A 17,606-nucleotide genomic window follows, 5' to 3' on the forward strand; every position below is an offset into this window, starting at 1 on the left:
CGTAATAAAAACATGTATCGACATACTTTCACAAAAGTCAGACCATATTAAAATTTTGTTTTCTAGCGATAATAGAATGGTTATAGAATGGTTCAGCTTTGCTGATATTAATGGATTCTATAATTTAAACGAAACTGCCATGTCCCAGGACTTCCTGAGATATGGCAGTTTGTCGTTTATAGGCACTTGCCATCTGTATCGCCTTGCTCAAATCAATCATGAAGTACTCCCCTAGCTCCATCCAAAAAAAGCAGGCAGGGAGCCAATCTCCCTGCCTGCTTGCATATGAGAACCAGATTTTAAGATTGCTTAGTATGTCCACCAGTTGCCGGACATTACGATCATGGAGAACAGCTTGATGCTGTCTTCATAGTAGCCTTCATTGGAGCTGCCAGCCGTTTTGGTCCAGACGGAATTCAGCCAGCTTTGGTTCGTGGATGAGGTCATGGCGCTGACACCAAACGGTGCATAGAACGCACCGCTGCCGCCGGAACCTGTAACCGTACCGTTGAGTTTATAACCATCCTTGATGCTGCTAGGGTTGCTATTGACTTTGGCCGAGATCCAGCTGTTCATTTGATTGAGCTGATTGAGCGCCCGGTTGTCGCCGGTCATCAGGTAATCCGTTGCGATCCGCCAAGGCGTGCGGCACGAGTTGTAACCGTAGTTGCCGTCGTTTGCCCCTTCCAGAAAATCGGCTGAAGCCGGCTTGTACGTCGATCCCGACAAAACGACGAAGTCTGGAAGCAATCCGGTTGATGAGCTGTAGCCGCTGTATAAAGAGTTGATAATGGTATAGGTTTTGTCGATCACATTCGTCCACCTGGTATCACCGGTTGCCTTCTGGAACGCCTTCAAATGATTCAGCATAAAGTCCGATGGACGGGTAGCATTTTTGAACGTGTTGTCCGTTGCCCAGTCGCCAAGACGCAGAGTCCATTGGGACTGATTCACGTCACTTTGCATAATGGCATTGATTATGTCCTTGCCTGCCTGAAGGTAGTTGATACTGCCGCTGCTCCCCCACTGCTTGTCCGCAAGCAGGAGGGAATAAGCAATGTCCATATCTCCATCCGTAGCCGAGTCGGCGCCTTCAATGTTCTGGAAGCTGCTGTTTTGTTTCCAGGCCATCAATTTCGAATTGTTATCGCTCGGATGAGCCTTATAATATTGATAAAGTCCGTCGAAATAGGTCTGCGCATTGCTGTCATAACCGGCCATTAAAACTGTTGCCATCATTCCGTACCCATGTGCCTCAGATACAGTATTCCCGTTGGACTGATACTTCACATAATACTTGCCTGTGCCAGCTGTTTTCAGATAAGCCGATTTCCAGCTGTCCCATTTCGATTGAACGGAGCTGTCCATCGCACTTTGGGTAACATTGCTCGGCTTGATTGAGCCGCTGGTATATGTCGTGTGCTGCGGAAACGGCTTGTTGGGAGAGGCGAAAGCGAATCCCGCCGGAATCAGAAGAAAAGCGAGACAACACATCGTAACAGCTTTGCTGCTAAACGAAAATCTCTTATTTTTTCTCATAAACTTACGCTCCTTTTAGATCCAAATGGGTCTTGTCTATGACATAACCTTTAAGCGGATAATCCAGTGCAGCATCCTGATGGTGAAATATTTTGTTTCGATATTCGCGAGACCGCATTCACCTCCCGATAAAAGTTAAAGCGCTTTAACTTTTAAAACGCTTACATATAGTTTAGTCTCTTCACCAATATTTGTAAATAGATTTTGTTGAGATTGAATCTAAAGTCCTGATTTGACCTTTCCCATTTTTTTTATATGTGTATTCTCCTGTTATATGCAGTAGTCGGGTCACTCCGAAGTATGCGTCATCACAAAAAACCAAGAGGTTGCTATGTGAGTGGGATTGTTACCCTTTATTCCATCTCCATAGAAACCGCCTTGGTTCTGTTCGTTTTTTTCAAATCACATGCGTGTTTATGAAATATGGTTACGTATGTGCTTCTTGTGCCTGTGTGGGCTGTAGGGGCAGGCTCTCCTTTTTAAATCCGAGGTTAAAGAACACATTGAGCAGGATGGCGCACAAACTGCCTGTGATAATACCATCGCTAACAATAATACGGATACTTTGGGGCATTTGAGCAAACAGATCTGGCACAGCCGTGACGCCAAGACCAAGTGAAACCGAACAAGCAACGATCAATAGATTGGATTGCTTGCTGAAATCCACATTTTGCAGCATTTTAATCCCGGATGAGACCACCATGCCGAACAGAACAACCGTCGCCCCTCCAAGGACTGCGCTTGGAATAATCGTTGCAAACGCTGCAACTTTGGGAATAAGTCCGAGAAAGATCAGGATGCCTCCAGCCGCGACAACCACATTGGTTGTTTTCACCTTGGAAAGCTGAACCAAACCAACATTCTGGGCAAATGTGTTATACGGAAAAGCATTGAATATACCGCCAAGGACAAACGCCAGACCTTCTGCGCGATATCCCCGTGCCAGATCCTTTTCGTTGAGCGGTTGATCACAGATTTTGCTAAGGGCCATAAATACACCTGTAGACTCGATAATGACAACCGTACCTACAATAACCATTGTAATAATTGGGCCAATTTCGAAAGTAGGCCATCCAAAGTAGAATGGCTGTGGCAAGTGGAACCAGGAGGCTTCCTGTACGGAACTGAAATTCACTTTTCCCATGAGGGCAGCAACGAGGGTACCTGCAATAATACCGAGGAGAACGGCGAGAGATTTGACAAAACCACGAGCGTATCGATTCAGGATCAGAATGAAGAGCAATACCGCGAATGAGAGTGCCAAATTGTCCAGACTTCCGAAATTCTCGCTGTTTGCTCCACCTGCCATGTTTTTGATACCCGTTGGGATCAGGGCGAGACCAATAATGGTTACGACGGTACCAATCACGACTGGAGGGAACAACTTGACGATTTTGCTAAAGAAGATCGCACATATGACGATAAATACCCCAGCCGCTATAATGGAACCATAGATGGCTGGAATCCCATACTGTGATCCAATGGCAATCATGGGTGTAACTGCAACAAATGAGCTTCCAAGTACCGCTGGCAATCCTATTCCCAAATACTTACCTTTTCGGGCCTGAAGCCATGTTGCGATACCACAGGTTAACAAGTCGATGGATACCAGATACGCCAACTGTTCTGCAGTCAGGTTCAGTGCCCTTCCCACAAGTAGTGGAACCAAAATAGCCCCGGCATACATCGCCAATACATGCTGAATTCCCAGTGAAAAAATCCTCATTCTCTTGGTTTCTCTCATTCCTAATCTGCCCCCTGTATTTTGGAATCAACCTACCGCAGCAAAATCATGTTATGTTGACTCACATTATATAAACTATTGAGGGAAGTTCCATGATTCATAATAAAAAATTGTTTCAATACATAAATAGATTCAGTCTTTTTAGGCGCATTGTACAAAATAAACACATAACACCATCCATTCAATGTCAATTAAAGTGACAACAAAAGTCGAATAACGTTGCACATTTCCATATTTCTTCGCTTAGAATAATTACACGTCACAATTTAGTAGTAAAGATTTCCTTTAGATCAATCTCTTGTTCTCTGTTATGATGATTAACGGCAAATTTGAGAAATTCGGGAGGAACTTCCTAGATGAGACAACAGTTTAAAGGTATCACCCTATTTTGCTTGACCATGCTTTTAGTGTTAATAGCCTGTCCTTGGAATAAGGCCGCTGCTGCCGATTCCTACAAATCGTTGGACCTATACTATCCAACAGACATTGACGATCACTGGGCATACGATACCCTTGACAACTTCGTTAATGCTGATTTGCTAAACGGGTATCCCCTAGGTACTGGCGAAGTGGCTCTCAAGCCCAATCATCCCATTACCCGTGCAGAATTTGTTTCTATTCTTGTACAGGCGGCAGGACTACATAGCACTGCTCAAGGGAAAGCCTTTAATGATGTGAACGCAGGCAAATGGTATGCCGATGCGGTCCGGATCGCTAGTTCACTCGGCGTAGTTGGAGGCATATCCAGTACTGAGTTTGGTCCAGATCTCCCTATCACTCGCGGAGATATTGCCGTTATGGTTGTACGGACTTTCTCCAGCTCCATCCAATTTGAAGGCTCTGCCAAAACCTTTAAGGATGTCCCCAACTATTACGCAGCCTCGGCCATTGCAAAAGCAAGCCAAACAGGGATCGTTTCGGGTATGACGACCACCACGTTTCAACCGTTTGCGAAAGCCACTCGCTCCCAATCGGTTGTCATGCTAGAGCGGGCTTTACGTTTGGAACAAACCCAGCTCCCTGATACAACTGAACTGATTACTCTGGCTCTCAACGCAACCGAACAGGAGATCAAGGCGATGTCTGAGCACAGCTACGATCAAGTGTCTGATACCTACGCTACATATTACACCGGTTATCAGCTCTCCTTTAATCTCACTTCACTTGAAGATCTGACATCCGCTCTGGATGAGCAAACCCAGATGGATATTGAATGGATCTCTAAACCTGTTTTCTCCATTGTGGAGCGTTCCAATCAATATGCCGTATTAGAAGCGAATGGCGGCAAGATTAAAACGAGCATCAATGCAGGTAAGGATATAAGTGAAGAAACCATTTCATTAGACGGATTGTATAAGCTCAAGAAAATGAATGATAACACCTGGAAAATCTACGCGGTTTTACCTTATGAGGGATAACCATTAGAAACACAGATAAATAACAAAAAGCACTGAACTGGTTCAGTGCTTTTTGTTATTTCGAATTTTAGTGGATTACAAATGAAATTCCTTAATACATCACTCTTTTGACGTTTTCTTTGCCCAATACAACTTTAGGTATAACTAACCCCTCATCTTGAGGGGATCGGATAATCAGTCACAATGACATTCTCCACCCAGCCATTAAGTGAAGCCACAAAAGCCTGATGAGCCGGATGCGGACCATAATTACGCAAAGCTTCCTGGTCTTCAAACGTCACTCTCAAACCAATTGTAAACCCCTGAATACGGTCCGTTTCTTCCGTTATGTTGACGCCTGCAGTCAGATCAACAATTCCCGGAACTTGTTCCTGTAATGCAAGCAATTGAGCCACAAACTCCTGTTGTTTGTCTGACGTGATTTTATCGTTAAATTTGAATACGACCAAATGTTCAAACATCATTGCAATCCAACTCCTCGTTTAAATCTTCCTGTGATAATACCTCAGATTGTAATGTAATTTATCAAATGTTTCAATCCGCATACCATCGAGCCGTATAATAAAATAACAAAAAGGCACGTCCTAAGCCTGGCCATGGCATATAAGACGTACCTCTTCGACACCTCTACTCCTAAACAAACCTCTTTGGGTTTAAATAAATACTTACCCTTTTAACACTCTACTCTGAACATGATGCAGCAGTTTCTGAAGCCAGAGTATATCACTCTGAATGGATTGGTAGGCATGATCTCTCATCAATAACAATGCATTCTTTAGATCCTCTTGCGCATCAATCTCCTGAGGTGTATGAAGATCAATATATTCAAGCTTCTTATTCATTTTGTCAATAATATCCTCAATTAAATAGGCAATTTTCTGGTTATCTACCTTGTCCAGATGGACCAACGCAGCGTACAGTGACTGCACATTCGTAAACTTCTGGAACACCTTATATATACTCTCTTCCAGGGACTGGCGCCCTTTCTCGGTGATTCCATATGTCGTTTTGTCCGGTCGATTTTCACTCTGGATGGTTTCTACCTTCTCGATCAGGCCCTTCTTCAGCAACACTTCAAAATTATAATAAATGGTGCCCTCGGTAATCTTGGCATCCGTGTGATCCAGATGTTTACCAATTCGTTTTTTAATATCATAGGGATAATAATTCCCTTCACTTAGTGCACCGAGTATAAATATTTGAATTGACATGTGACTGCCCCCATTCTGCTAATCCAAGGGCATAGCTTCTTTCTATTCGCCTACCCTCATATCTTTCTATTTTATATCATAACGGGCTGTTGTACAGGTTCCTGTACAGTATCGATCTGCTTGGCTTTTTTGAAATGATGGATGGTTGTATTGATCACAAAAGCTCCTATCCCAACCAATGCAAGTCCAACTGCATAGTGAACCGTCTTCCCACCGCCAAAGAGAATATTATAATCCAGATGTGTTGAATAGAACATCGGTGTGATCTGACTCACGAATTTGAAATATCCGGGCATCATCTCCGGTGACATGGACGTCCCGTTCGCAATGGATTGGCTGAGTACAAATATCATATTGATGAGCATTCCGCCTTGACCGAGAAGCATGATAAAGATACTTGTGAACTCAATTGAAACAAACAACTGCAAGCTGTGCACCATCCAAAGTTTCAGAAATACTTCCACTCCATACCCCTACACCATAAAATAAATGCCGATCCCTACAAGCGGAGCAAGGACGGAAACGAGCAGGTTTGTCCCTCGCATGGCAAAGAATGCTTTCCATTTTCCCATCTGCGCCTGTAGTTGTTTCATACCGCCAATACTTTGCATCGCATAGATCATGGCTCCAACATAGAGCGCCATGGTGATGAACATCGGTGCCATCTGATTCTGCATGCCTGCCGGCTGCGGGTTGCTCAGAACAATATCGGATGATACTTTGCCCATGGTGGACTCCACAATCTGTTTCGATTGTTCTGCGGGAACCTGCATACCGCTCAGTACACCCTCGAAGCTTTGTGCCTGAACCTGTGCGCCCATCTGCGCAGTGATTTCAGCAGCTACATTTTTCATTGAACTGGTAATCGTAGTTGGGTTTGATTCATTAATCAGGTACTGCAATTGAGCTTTACCGCCCTGTTCAGACAGTTTCTCCGTAAAATCTCCCGGTATACGTATAATCATATGAATATCCCGGTCTTCAAGCCCGGTCTTCGCCTGTTCCAGTGATTCATTGGTTACTACCGTGAATGGTAGTTGTTTTTGCAATTTTTGCACAAATTCAGTACCGGATCGCTGGTCTTCGTTGACTATGGCAACGGTAAGATTGGTAACATTTTTCGGGATTGCGCTATACCCTGACATGAAAACGGTCAACATCACAATTTGGTAAAAAATGATCATGAATATGCCCGCTCTGACTCCGCCGTGCTTCAGTATGTCCTTCACACTCCACTCCACCTTGTTGTTTTAATTTTAATTTAGATTACTTGAATTAAAGTACTCTTGTTTGTTATATTTGTCAATGAGACCAACCAAGGAGGCGAAACGAATGACGAAGAGCTCTATCATTTCTCTGTCTGAAATCACGAATTTTCAATCGAAAGAAGAAGAATTCAGTCCCTATCGTTGGTATCGCAACATGTTGAATCAGGAAGCCGTCATCTACAATGAAGAAAGCGATTCCTGGCATGTATTCAGGTATGATCTTGTCAAAACCGTGCTTAATGATCACGAGCATTTCTCCAGTGTGAGAAAAAGATCCATTGTTAACGTGGGATATTCAAGTGAAGAAGAGGGTGCGGACAGCGGGCATCACATACCGGACAAGCTTGATATTCACAACGTAGATCCGCCGGAACATCGCAAGCGGAGATCATTGCTCGCCAGTGCATTTACACCAAGAAGTCTCAAGCTCTGGGAACCGAGAATAGAGGCTGTGGCCGAAGAGCTGATCAGAGAATTTGAACATCAGTCGGAAGTGGACATTGTTGAAGCCTATACGAGCATGTTTCCTGTCATTATCATGGCGGATCTGCTTGGCATTCCTTCCAATGATCGTCATTTGTTTAAAAAATGGGTGGACACCATGTTTATGCCCACAACAGATGCCACTTTTGATCAAATTAACCAATTGAAAAAGGTTGCCGGGGAGGAGTACTTTAAGTACTTATATCCTTTCGTGGTGTCCAAAAGATCCAATCTGGGAGAAGATATCATATCAGACCTGATTCAGGTTGAGCAGGATGGCGAACACTTTACGGATGAAGAGATTGTGCGAACCACCATGTTTATTCTGGGAGCCGGTATCGAAACGACCAGCAATCTGTTGGCCAACTCGTTCTATGCCCTTTTGTATGACCAACCGGAATTGTATTCCGAACTCAGGGATAACCTTGAGCTTGTTCCAGCCGCGGTAGAGGAAATGCTTAGATATCGCTTTCACATCAGCAAAATGGACCGCATGGTCAAAGAGGATAACGATCTGCTTGGGGTTAAGCTGAAAAAGGGAGACGCCATTGTGGCATGGATGAGTGCAGCCAATATGGATGAGAATATGTTCGAAGACCCTTTCACACTGAATATTCATCGCTCGAACAACAATAAACAGCTTGCATTTGGTTTTGGTACTCACTTCTGTCTGGGTGCACCTCTCGCGCGTCTGGAGGGCAAAATCGTACTGACTTCATTTTTAAAAGCCTTCACCCGAATTGAACCTGTGGAGGGATTCAATCTGGAAGAAAACCTTACCCCTTCTGCGGCAGGACAATCCTTAACAAGCCTTCCTATGAAGCTGTATACGTAATTACGATTCGCATATATGCCACCTAGTATAGATAAGGTTCACTACGATTCAATTAATAAAATAAAACCAAAAAGAGCAGATCTTATCTGCTCTTTTTCACAACCTTTTACCCTCTACAAGTATCCTCTACCCTTCCATTCCACCCGTTAGATAGCTATAATTGAACCAAAGTACTCGTCATCCCTTTAGTGGGGCCGCGGGTATTTTGGCTTTTTACATGTTTGAACAAAAAAAGAGCGAGCAATATCGTCCAAGAATGTACCCTTCTTTTCATACTATACTGACATTAACTTACCAGAAAGAAGGTGCAGCAGGTGACTCGCGAAGTGCGAACCGTCGTATTCGATACCGATCTACAGCTTGAAGCCTATCAATTCGAAGGCATTATGCAGAAATTCCCCAATCATTTTCATGACTATTACGTCATTGGATTTATTGAACAGGGCAAGCGCCATCTCGTATGTAATAACGAAGAATATATCCTGAACACTGGAGACATGATTATCTTTAATCCGCATGATCCCCATGCCTGCGAGCAGGTAGACGGAAGAACCCTCGATTATCGCTGTATCAATATTCAGCCCGAGGTCATGTGCCAATATGTACAGGAAATTACCGGACGGGATTACTTGCCGCGGTTTACTTCCCCTGTTCTATACCAAAGCGAACATGTTGCTTCCTTGCATGAACTGCATCAGATGATTTTGGAGGAGCAATCCGATTTCCACAAAGAAGAATTGTTGCTCTTCCTGCTGGAACAGCTGCTAAGAGAATATGCGGATGCTGAACCGCCCGTTTCTGCTCAGGACGTCACGATTGAGATCAGACGCATATGCGAGTACATAGAGTCTCATTTTGTGGAGTGCATTACGCTAAACCAATTGGCCGAGTTGACAGGCATGAGCAAATACCATCTGCTGCGTATATTCACCCGGCAAAAAGGAATCTCCCCGTACCGCTACCTGGAAACGATTCGTATCAATCAGGCCAAAAAGCTGTTGGAGCACGGGGAACTCCCGATCGAGGTAGCTGCGCAGACTGGTTTCAGTGACCAGAGTCACTTTACGAACTTTTTCAAAAAACTGATCGGCTTGACGCCAAAACAGTACCGACGCATTTTCAACCATGAAGCGGTTTCAAAGCGTGCAGCAGATCACATGTCATGACAAGTCAGAACAAAACCTCCACTGGGCATTTGCTGGCCTTACTTACGATTTTGATCTGGGGAACGACGTTTATTTCCACCAAGGTACTGCTCATTGACTTCACCCCGGTGGAAATTCTCTTTTTCCGTTTCCTGATTGGGTATGTGGTCCTCTTCCTGATCTATCCGCGTTCATTGCGGGTTACTTCGTTCAGAGAAGAAATGCTGTTTATTGCAGCAGGGTTGTGTGGAGTCACATTATATTTTCTCATTGAGAATATTGCACTGGTATACACACTCGCTTCCAATGCTGGCGTCATTGTCTCGATTGCTCCCTTCTTCACTGCCGTACTTGCTCATTTCTTTCTGGATGGAGAGAGATTACACAAGAGGTTTATCGTTGGCTTCGGCATTGCCTTGACGGGTATCATCCTGATCGGACTGAACGGCAGTTTCATTCTGCGACTGAATCCGCTGGGAGATCTTCTCGCATGTGTAGCACCTGCCGTATGGGCTATTTATTCGGTACTCATGCGCAAAATAGGCGAGCTTTCCTATCACACCATTGGAGCTACACGCAAAGTGTTTTTCTATGGTCTGATGTTCATGCTGCCGGCCTTGTTCCTGCTCGAATTCCACCTCGATCTCGGGCGCTTCACCAACCTGGCAAATCTCTCGAACTTTCTGTTCCTCGGACTGGGCGCCTCTGCCTTATGTTTTGTAACCTGGAACCGGGCAGTCAGTATTCTCGGAGCTGTCAAAACAAGTGTCTACATTTATCTGGTGCCTGTTATTACCGTCATTGCTTCTGCACTGATTCTACAGGAGCGGATTACCTGGATAACACTACTCGGAGCTTTGTTAACGTTGGTTGGATCGTTTATTTCAGAACGAAAAGTGCGAAGCAAAGCCTCCAACAGCATATTGCTCATTAATCCTTTCAACAAAAAGAGGCATTAATCCATAACGGATTAGCGCCTCTCTTCATTCTTCATTTTGCCGGACTGATACCTCCATTGGATTCAAATTATTTCTCGTTCAACATGGACAGAAGATCCTCCAGTTCCTGATTCTCCAGATGTCTCCACTCCCCACGTTCCAGCTGATCCAACGTAATATTCATAATCCGAATACGCTCCAGCTTCAGCACTCTGTATCCCAAGGCTTTGCACATTCTGCGGATTTGCAGATTCAAACCCTGAGTCAGAATAATACGGAATACCTCTTCGCTTTGCTTGAAAACCTCACAAGGCTTGGTCACCACGTCCAGAATTTCAACGCCTTGTGACATGGCCTGCATGAATTCGTCCGTCACAGGTTTGTCCACGGTGACCACATATTCCTTCTCATGGTTGTGCTCCGAACGCATCATCTTGTTCACAATGTCTCCATCGTTGGTAAGCAAAATCAAACCTTCGGACGCTTTATCCAACCTGCCGATCGCAAAAATACGTGAGGGATAATTCACATACTGAATGATGTTCCCCTTCACCTGTTCCGCTGCCGTACAGACGATACCAATTGGTTTATTCAGGGCAAGGTAAACAGGCTCGCTATCATTAAGAGGAATTTCCTCACCATCAATGAGCACGATATCCCCTGGTTCAACATCCGCTCCTTTTTCACACACTTGCCCATTGATCGTAATACGCCCGGTTGCAATTAAACGGTTCGTTTCCCGGCGTGAGCAAAATCCCGTTTCACTTATGTATTTGTTAATACGCATGTTCCACCACTTCTCATCTACTGATTTCCATTCCATATCATCTCATTTATACTGAAACGAAGCAACGAGTCGTTACGGGAAGGTACATAGGTAAGCCAATATGCACTCTGAAAGGAGCTATATCCATGGACAAAAAAAGCATGAGAGTCCTGAAAAAATTATATATGCATACCAATGGTATTTATGATAGAGAACGTGAAGTTATGATCTATCAAACAGATACACTCACTCCTGCTGAACAGGATGTATTGATCACAAACGGCTGGGTAGCTAACGATCTGGAAATGATCCGTCATAATGATATTATTCAACAACTCATTGCGTTGCAGCAGCATTCGCTTCTTTCCTGGTCCACGGTTACCCAAGCATTTATTGCAGGTGTCGGCGGCAGTTATCCACGAGGCATCTCTACGCTCGCAAGCTACCATCTGATGATTCACTTGCAGCCGCACGCTTACGAAGAGGCAGATCGGTTCCTTGCTTGCAAAGTTTGCGGTTTCAGTCATAGCGATGAGAGCTGGAAAAACCTGTCCAATATTCGATATGCTCTCCACCAGGGTTATGATTATAGCGGGACAAGCGTAGGTACCTACGCCGATTTAACGGAGTTAATTGTGCTACTTGAACAAGGACCCGTTACTCCAACGGATGAGGATATCACCACATTCAATCAACTGCTTCACATGCTGGATCAGGCTGGGGACGAAGAGTCTCCGGGGAAATTTGAGAAACGACTCACTGCGGAGAAATTGTTGAAAGGACACGCCGGAATTCGCCGCAGCATCCTTCAGGCGCTGTCCAGGACAGGTGTTCTGCCCAATCAGGTTCTCTCATTGAGTCCCGATCATTGGACAAACAATGAGGACATTCTAAATGGTGAACTACTGCTTAATAACACCAAAGGCCGTTCCGATATGGAGATGCCTTGGGCGGGCTGGCAAGGTAAACTTGGCGTCAATTGGGACATAGCGCGCAAGCTGTTTGGCGACGTGATTCAATTCAAAGGTTAAAGTTGTAATTTTACAAAGTTGTCCTGAATAAGTCCAAATGTTTCCCGTCGATACAGACAGGAAACATTTTTTTTGTTTAATGCATGCATTTTTCTTTTTTAATTCCAGATCATAAGAAAGCCGCTTATGCCCATTTGATTCTTTCCATGTCAAAGTTGCCAGATTTTGAATTGTTCATCTACCATTTCGACACGAAATCGATTTAGGAAAAAAAGGAAACAGAAAATTAATTCTTTTCGTCAAATCTTAACAATATTTTACAATAAAAAGCATGTACAATTGCATAATTATGGTATAAGTTATATACGAAAGAAACATTTTTTACATAATATAAAATTTATATCCATCTTGGGAGGATAACTGATGAGAAGAATTTTCGCTTTAAGCTGCGGTTTTTATCTATTAATCGGCATAACCAGCGTGGTCATGGGGGCGCTTTTACCCGTTTTGTTGACACACTATGAGCGCGGTTACAGTGATGGCGGGTTTTTGCTTTTTTTGCAGTTCCTCGGTTTTCTTGTCGGGGTGCTTATCGCACCTTCCATGACTGCCCGCATTGGCAGAAAATCCATGCTCTTGATTGCATTAATCTGCATTGTGGCTGCTTATGCCGTTCTCGGATTTTTGCCATCTTGGACTGTGGTTCTTCTACTAACGATCCTCGTTGGCTTCGGGTCAGGCATCATTGAACCCTCTGTAGGTGCGTTTACGATAGAATTCACCGAGAACCAAAAAGCGGTTGCGATGTCCAAACTTGATGTGTTCTTTGCCCTAGGCGCACTTCTCATTCCGGCAGTCGCTGCCTTATTCATCTGGCTTGATTTGTGGCATCTCACATTTTATACCGTATCCCTTATATCGATTGTTCTTATGTTACTGTGGGTCTCCATGCCTGAATCTGCAGCAACTTATCTCAAACAAGCTGGTGAAAATACAACTGCACATCCAACTGGCCGAGCACAGTATTCAAAAAAACATCTCGGATTGCTAACTATTTTTGTTATCTTTTTCTTCATCTACATGGGACTGGAACTTGGACTGATGAACTTCTTGCCTTCCATCCTCGTCGAACGCTTGCAACTTCAGGAATCCGTCGCCTCTCTCAGTGTATCCATCTTATGGGTCGCGATGATAATCGGTCGTCTTTTCTCCGGTAAAATTGCAGAAGCCGTCAACTATATGCCTTTCCTGATCTGGAGTACGGTGGGTACACTTCTATTCGCTGTTGCCATGGTATTCGTGACTGGCCAATGGGCAACATACCTGCTGATCTTTGGAACCGGACTGTTCATGTCAGGTCTGTTCTGTATCGCCCTGGTCTATGCAAATATTCTGATTCCCGGCATGACTGAACGAACAACCAGCATTCTGATTGCATCCGGCGGTATTGGCGGTGCTGTCTTGCAGTACGTAACCGGATGGAGCATGAGCACTTGGCCTGTTGTCAACACGATCTGGATTTTGGCCGGATTTTGCCTGATTCTACTCTTCACGCTTATACTCTCTCATCTCTGGAATGTAAGGAATAGTACCGTAAACAGAACTCTCGCACACCAAGGTAAAGAGATTTAAACGCTGCTTTTGAGAGGGGTGATGCCTGCGTAATCCGGATTATTGAGCTTTGTTGAGGCTAGTACATTACATTATGGAGGGAATCGTATGCAAACTTTAACCAAAAACCGTTTCAGAACCGGAAAAGGGATTAAGTTGATTGACGATTCAGGCGTTGAATATCTGGATGGTGTATCCGGAACGTTCAATCTGTCACTGGGCTACAATCACCCGCATGTCGTAAGCAAAATTCAGGAACAAGTCGGCAATCTGACGCATATGTCTTCCTCCTTCACTGAACCTTATGTGGATGAAGTACTCGATCATTTGATTGAATACGCACCAAACGATATCAACGCCGGATGGATGCGGGATATCACAGGTTCAACTGCAAACGAATGTGCGACTAAAATTGCTCAGAAATATACCCAATCCACAGACATTATTAGCCTGTACCTTTCCCACCATGGTCAGACCCAGTTTGCGACCGGTATTTCGGGAAATGCCTTCCGGCGGAAACGGTTTCCAAATTCGGCGGTTGCCAACTCTGTTCATGTACCTGCACCATACTGCTATCGGTGCCCATTCAAATCTTCAAGCGGAGACTGCGGATATCAATGCGTTGAAGCAATCTCCGATGCTATAGAATATGCAAGCTCTGGCTCAGTTGCCTGCATGATCATTGAACCGATCCTCGGCAATGGCGGCAATATCATTCCTCCTGCTGGATATTTCAAACGCCTGCGTAAACTGTGTGATGAATACAACATTATTCTAATTGCTGACGAAGTACAGACGGGAATAGGACGTACCGGGTACATGTTCGCCAGCGAACTGTTCGATATCCAGCCTGACATGATTACCCTGGCCAAAGGTCTCGGCGGAATCGGCGTGCCTGTTGCTGCGGTATTGATGCAATCCCGGCTGAACGTACTGGAAAAGCATGAACACTCCTTCACTTCTGGAAGCAATCTGATCTCTGTTACGGCTGCCAAATCAACCTTGGAGGTTGTATCCGAACCCGGATTTCTGGATGACGTAAAACGTAAAGGCGAAATTCTCGGCAGGTTGCTGAACGATCTCGCAATGAAGTACCCGAGTATTGGCGAAGCTCGCGGAGTCGGTCTGATGTGGGGATTGGAAATGGTTGGAGACAACAATGAACCGGATACAGATAAAACCAATGCCATTATCGACCGTGCCTTTACGGATGAGCACCTGATTTTAAGAGGTTCACGTTATGGCTTCGGCAATGTGGTCAAAGTCAGACCTTCCCTCACCACAACCGAAGATGAACTCGTTGAGATTGTAGAACGGCTGGACTCCGTGCTTGCCAGCATCCATTAATAAATTATTCATACTATTATAAGGAGGTTATATCATGCTTGCATTAGTATACAAATCAGCTTGGGATGTATCATTAGAGGAGCGACCTGTCCCGGAGATCACTAGAGATAATCAGGTGCTGGTTCGTATTCGGGCAACGGGCGTATGCGGTACCGACCTCGGTATCGTCAGCGGCAAATATCATGCGGTTCCTTCCGTCATTCTCGGTCATGAGTCTGCCGGGGAAGTCATTGCGGTGGGCTCTGCTGTAACAACACTGCAACCAGGTGACCGGGTTGTCATCGATCCTACCTACTACTGCGGACAATGTGACATGTGCAGAACAGGCAGACAAAATCACTGCACACATAAGTCGGTTACGGAGACGGGTGTAAGTGCTGATGGAACATTCACAGATTATTATGTGACCGAGGATCGCTTTTTGTATAAATTAAAGGACCACGTTAGTTATGAGGAAGCGACCCTCACAGAACCGCTCAGCTGCATGCTTACGGGTATTAATCAGATCCATCTGCTGCCGAATTTCAGAACGATTATCCTCGGTGCAGGCCCGATTGGCATTCTATACAGTTATGCGCTCGCCTCCAAAGGCGTTACGGGCTGTCTGGTCGACATCTCCGAAGAACGTTTGGCCATTGCCGGTTCCATTGCACCCGATCGTTGGGACGTTCATTCCTCCTTCGAAAATGCAATAGAGTCACTGGCACCTGAAACCAATCAGGTCGATATGATTGTGGATACGACGGGCGTCGTAGGAACCCAAGTACTTTCCCAACTCGCCAGCGGCGGGTATCTGATGCTGGTGGGTCTGAGAGATGGAAACACATCTTTCAATCCAAAAGAAGTTGTGGACCGCAGTCTGAAGATTATTGGTTCCATCGATTCTCTGGGAACTTTCGCAACAGCACATTACATGATTGAACAGCAGATTATACCGGCGAAAAAAATCATTACCCACTCCTTTCCGTTGGAGGATTATGAAGAGGCATTCCGCACGCTTGGCTGCGATATTCAGGGACGCACACTTCAGGCTTCCTCCCATGCTATTAAAGTCGTGCTGCAATCCAGCGGTTCCAGTTTCTAAAATGGAGTATTGCACAAAAATAAGATAGATTAGAGATAGCTTTACAGAATCCTGGAGGAGGAATACAACATGGTAGCAAACAAGGAGTTTGGAAGGCTGGGAGCGGCTAATGATGACCTCATTCAAGCGGTCATATTTGACATGGATGGCGTACTGATTGACAGCGAACCGATTTATTTCGAGATTGAGCGCAGCTCTTTTGCCCATTTTGGCGCAGTGATGACGGAAGCGGAACATCACACCTATGTTGGAGTTACGCTGGAATCGATGTGGCGGCAAGTGTTGGACAAGCACCAGTTAACGGCTACCATAGAAGAAGCTCTCGCCTACCATCAGCATAATGTGATGCAAACGATGCTAGCTCACCCGAAGCTAACGGCCATGCCTTTCGTGGAACGCTGGTTAAGCTGGTTGCATGAGCAGCACATTCCAATAGCCGTTGCTTCTTCCTCTCCACGTGCATTGATCGATCTGATCATGGACAAGACCGGACTTGGAAAATACTTCGAGGTCCGAATGACAGGCGAAGAAGTTGCAAATGGCAAACCGGCTCCGGATATTTTCCTGACTACAGCTGAAATGATTGGAGCATCTCCTTCAAACTGTCTTGTAATTGAAGATTCGCGCAATGGTGTTCAGGCCGCCAAGAGTGCAGGCATGCGCTGTATCGGATATCGCAATCCGGGATCAGGCGATCAGGACTTGTCCAAAGCCGATCTTCAGATATCCAGTTACGATGAGTTATGGACACTGAAGGATACACTGCCGTTTGAAGGCAGATCACCAAGCTTGACGAAGAACTAAGACAAACTAAACAACCCAAACGGCTTCAATTCATCGAATTGGAGCTGTTTGGGCTTTGCTTGCTGCAAATGTAACGGGAGAACGTTTACTTCATTATCATCTAGACTGAAATATCCAGACTGCTACCCAGATTAGGATGAGGAGCCGGAACCGACTTTAACATTTCAGTCAATTGCTGGCCTTGCTGCTCTGCCATGTCCTTCGACATGGACATCACCTGCAAGCTTGCCGTTTGTGCTACCGAAACCTGGCTCATGGCCATTGATAGTGCTGCAATATCCATATTCTGTACTCCTTTCGTTTTCCAGTCATTTGGGCGTACTTATTATATATCGGACAAGACGGTGTAAATGTTGAAAGAATTTACAAACATCCACGCCTTAAACGGTGATGTTTCCACCCCAGATTCGTGAGCGCAGATTAAATTAGAGAAAATAAGTCA

General features: G+C 44.9%; 17 protein-coding genes. 9 read left to right on the top strand and 8 right to left on the bottom strand.

Annotated elements, in window-relative coordinates; all coding sequences use genetic code 11:
• Positions 1–309 precede the first annotated feature (309 nt).
• Positions 310–1,539, bottom strand: coding sequence for a family 8 glycosyl hydrolase (locus ACFTRD_RS16515; protein WP_379381915.1), 1,230 nt, complete (start codon positions 1,537–1,539; stop codon positions 310–312).
• A 427-nt stretch (positions 1,540–1,966) separates the two neighbouring features.
• On the bottom strand, positions 1,967–3,283 hold the full coding sequence (locus tag ACFTRD_RS16520; RefSeq protein WP_379381917.1) for a nucleobase:cation symporter-2 family protein: 1,317 nt from the start codon (positions 3,281–3,283) through the stop codon (positions 1,967–1,969).
• A gap of 356 nt (positions 3,284–3,639) precedes the next feature.
• Here ACFTRD_RS16520 and ACFTRD_RS16525 point away from each other — a divergent pair, with 356 nt between their 5' ends.
• Entirely contained in the window at positions 3,640–4,701 is a 1,062-nt protein-coding gene (locus ACFTRD_RS16525) for an S-layer homology domain-containing protein (RefSeq protein ID WP_379381919.1), read from the top strand.
• A gap of 152 nt (positions 4,702–4,853) precedes the next feature.
• Here ACFTRD_RS16525 and ACFTRD_RS16530 read toward each other — a convergent pair whose 3' ends face one another.
• The 4 genes from ACFTRD_RS16530 to ACFTRD_RS16545 form a co-directional block, all read right to left on the bottom strand.
• A complete protein-coding gene (locus ACFTRD_RS16530; RefSeq protein WP_379381921.1) occupies positions 4,854–5,165 on the bottom strand; it encodes a Dabb family protein in 312 nt (103 codons plus the stop codon).
• Between the two features lie 201 nt (positions 5,166–5,366).
• Positions 5,367–5,912 carry a PadR family transcriptional regulator gene (locus ACFTRD_RS16535; protein ID WP_379381923.1) on the bottom strand — a complete coding sequence of 182 codons (546 nt, stop codon included), beginning with the start codon at positions 5,910–5,912 and terminating at the stop codon, positions 5,367–5,369.
• 71 nt (positions 5,913–5,983) lie between these two features.
• Positions 5,984–6,376, bottom strand: coding sequence for a hypothetical protein (locus ACFTRD_RS16540; protein WP_379381925.1), 393 nt, complete (start codon positions 6,374–6,376; stop codon positions 5,984–5,986).
• Between the two features lie 9 nt (positions 6,377–6,385).
• Positions 6,386–7,141, bottom strand: a complete 756-nt coding sequence (locus ACFTRD_RS16545; protein WP_379381927.1) for a YhgE/Pip domain-containing protein — start codon at positions 7,139–7,141, stop codon at positions 6,386–6,388.
• 103 nt (positions 7,142–7,244) lie between these two features.
• Between ACFTRD_RS16545 and ACFTRD_RS16550 the strand changes: the two genes are divergently transcribed.
• The 3 genes from ACFTRD_RS16550 to ACFTRD_RS16560 all read left to right on the top strand — a co-directional run bounded on the left by ACFTRD_RS16550 (position 7,245) and on the right by ACFTRD_RS16560 (position 10,602).
• Complete coding sequence (locus ACFTRD_RS16550; protein WP_379381929.1) at positions 7,245–8,498, top strand: cytochrome P450; 1,254 nt, start codon at positions 7,245–7,247, stop codon at positions 8,496–8,498.
• A gap of 314 nt (positions 8,499–8,812) precedes the next feature.
• Positions 8,813–9,664, top strand: coding sequence for a helix-turn-helix domain-containing protein (locus ACFTRD_RS16555; RefSeq protein WP_379381931.1), 852 nt, complete (start codon positions 8,813–8,815; stop codon positions 9,662–9,664).
• Positions 9,661–10,602, top strand: coding sequence for a DMT family transporter (locus ACFTRD_RS16560; protein ID WP_379381934.1), 942 nt, complete (start codon positions 9,661–9,663; stop codon positions 10,600–10,602). Before ACFTRD_RS16555 ends, ACFTRD_RS16560 begins: the two co-directional genes overlap by 4 nt.
• Positions 10,603–10,669: 67 nt before the next feature.
• On the opposite strand, the gene ACFTRD_RS16565 is transcribed toward ACFTRD_RS16560, so the two are convergent.
• Complete coding sequence (locus ACFTRD_RS16565; RefSeq protein ID WP_379383091.1) at positions 10,670–11,368, bottom strand: pseudouridine synthase; 699 nt, start codon at positions 11,366–11,368, stop codon at positions 10,670–10,672.
• A gap of 125 nt (positions 11,369–11,493) precedes the next feature.
• On the opposite strand from ACFTRD_RS16565, the gene ACFTRD_RS16570 reads away from it, so the two are divergent.
• The 5 genes from ACFTRD_RS16570 to ACFTRD_RS16590 all read left to right on the top strand — a co-directional run bounded on the left by ACFTRD_RS16570 (position 11,494) and on the right by ACFTRD_RS16590 (position 17,164).
• Entirely contained in the window at positions 11,494–12,378 is an 885-nt protein-coding gene (locus ACFTRD_RS16570; protein ID WP_379381936.1) for a hypothetical protein, read from the top strand.
• A gap of 363 nt (positions 12,379–12,741) precedes the next feature.
• Positions 12,742–13,950, top strand: coding sequence for an MFS transporter (locus tag ACFTRD_RS16575; RefSeq protein ID WP_379381938.1), 1,209 nt, complete (start codon positions 12,742–12,744; stop codon positions 13,948–13,950).
• Positions 13,951–14,037: 87 nt separating this feature from the next.
• Positions 14,038–15,276, top strand: coding sequence for an aspartate aminotransferase family protein (locus ACFTRD_RS16580; RefSeq protein WP_379381940.1), 1,239 nt, complete (start codon positions 14,038–14,040; stop codon positions 15,274–15,276).
• A 34-nt stretch (positions 15,277–15,310) separates the two neighbouring features.
• A complete protein-coding gene (locus ACFTRD_RS16585) occupies positions 15,311–16,360 on the top strand; it encodes a zinc-dependent alcohol dehydrogenase (protein WP_379381942.1) in 1,050 nt (349 codons plus the stop codon).
• A 69-nt stretch (positions 16,361–16,429) separates the two neighbouring features.
• The gene (locus ACFTRD_RS16590) at positions 16,430–17,164 is read left to right on the top strand and encodes an HAD family hydrolase (protein WP_379381944.1); all 735 of its coding nucleotides are present in this window, start codon (positions 16,430–16,432) and stop codon (positions 17,162–17,164) included.
• A gap of 100 nt (positions 17,165–17,264) precedes the next feature.
• Here the strand turns inward: ACFTRD_RS16590 and ACFTRD_RS16595 are convergent, their stop codons facing one another.
• Complete coding sequence (locus tag ACFTRD_RS16595) at positions 17,265–17,447, bottom strand: YjfB family protein (protein WP_379381946.1); 183 nt, start codon at positions 17,445–17,447, stop codon at positions 17,265–17,267.
• Positions 17,448–17,606: the final 159 nt, after the last annotated feature.

Source organism: Paenibacillus sp. NPDC056933 (assembly GCF_042674385.1).
In the GTDB taxonomy this organism is placed as follows: domain Bacteria; phylum Bacillota; class Bacilli; order Paenibacillales; family Paenibacillaceae; genus Paenibacillus.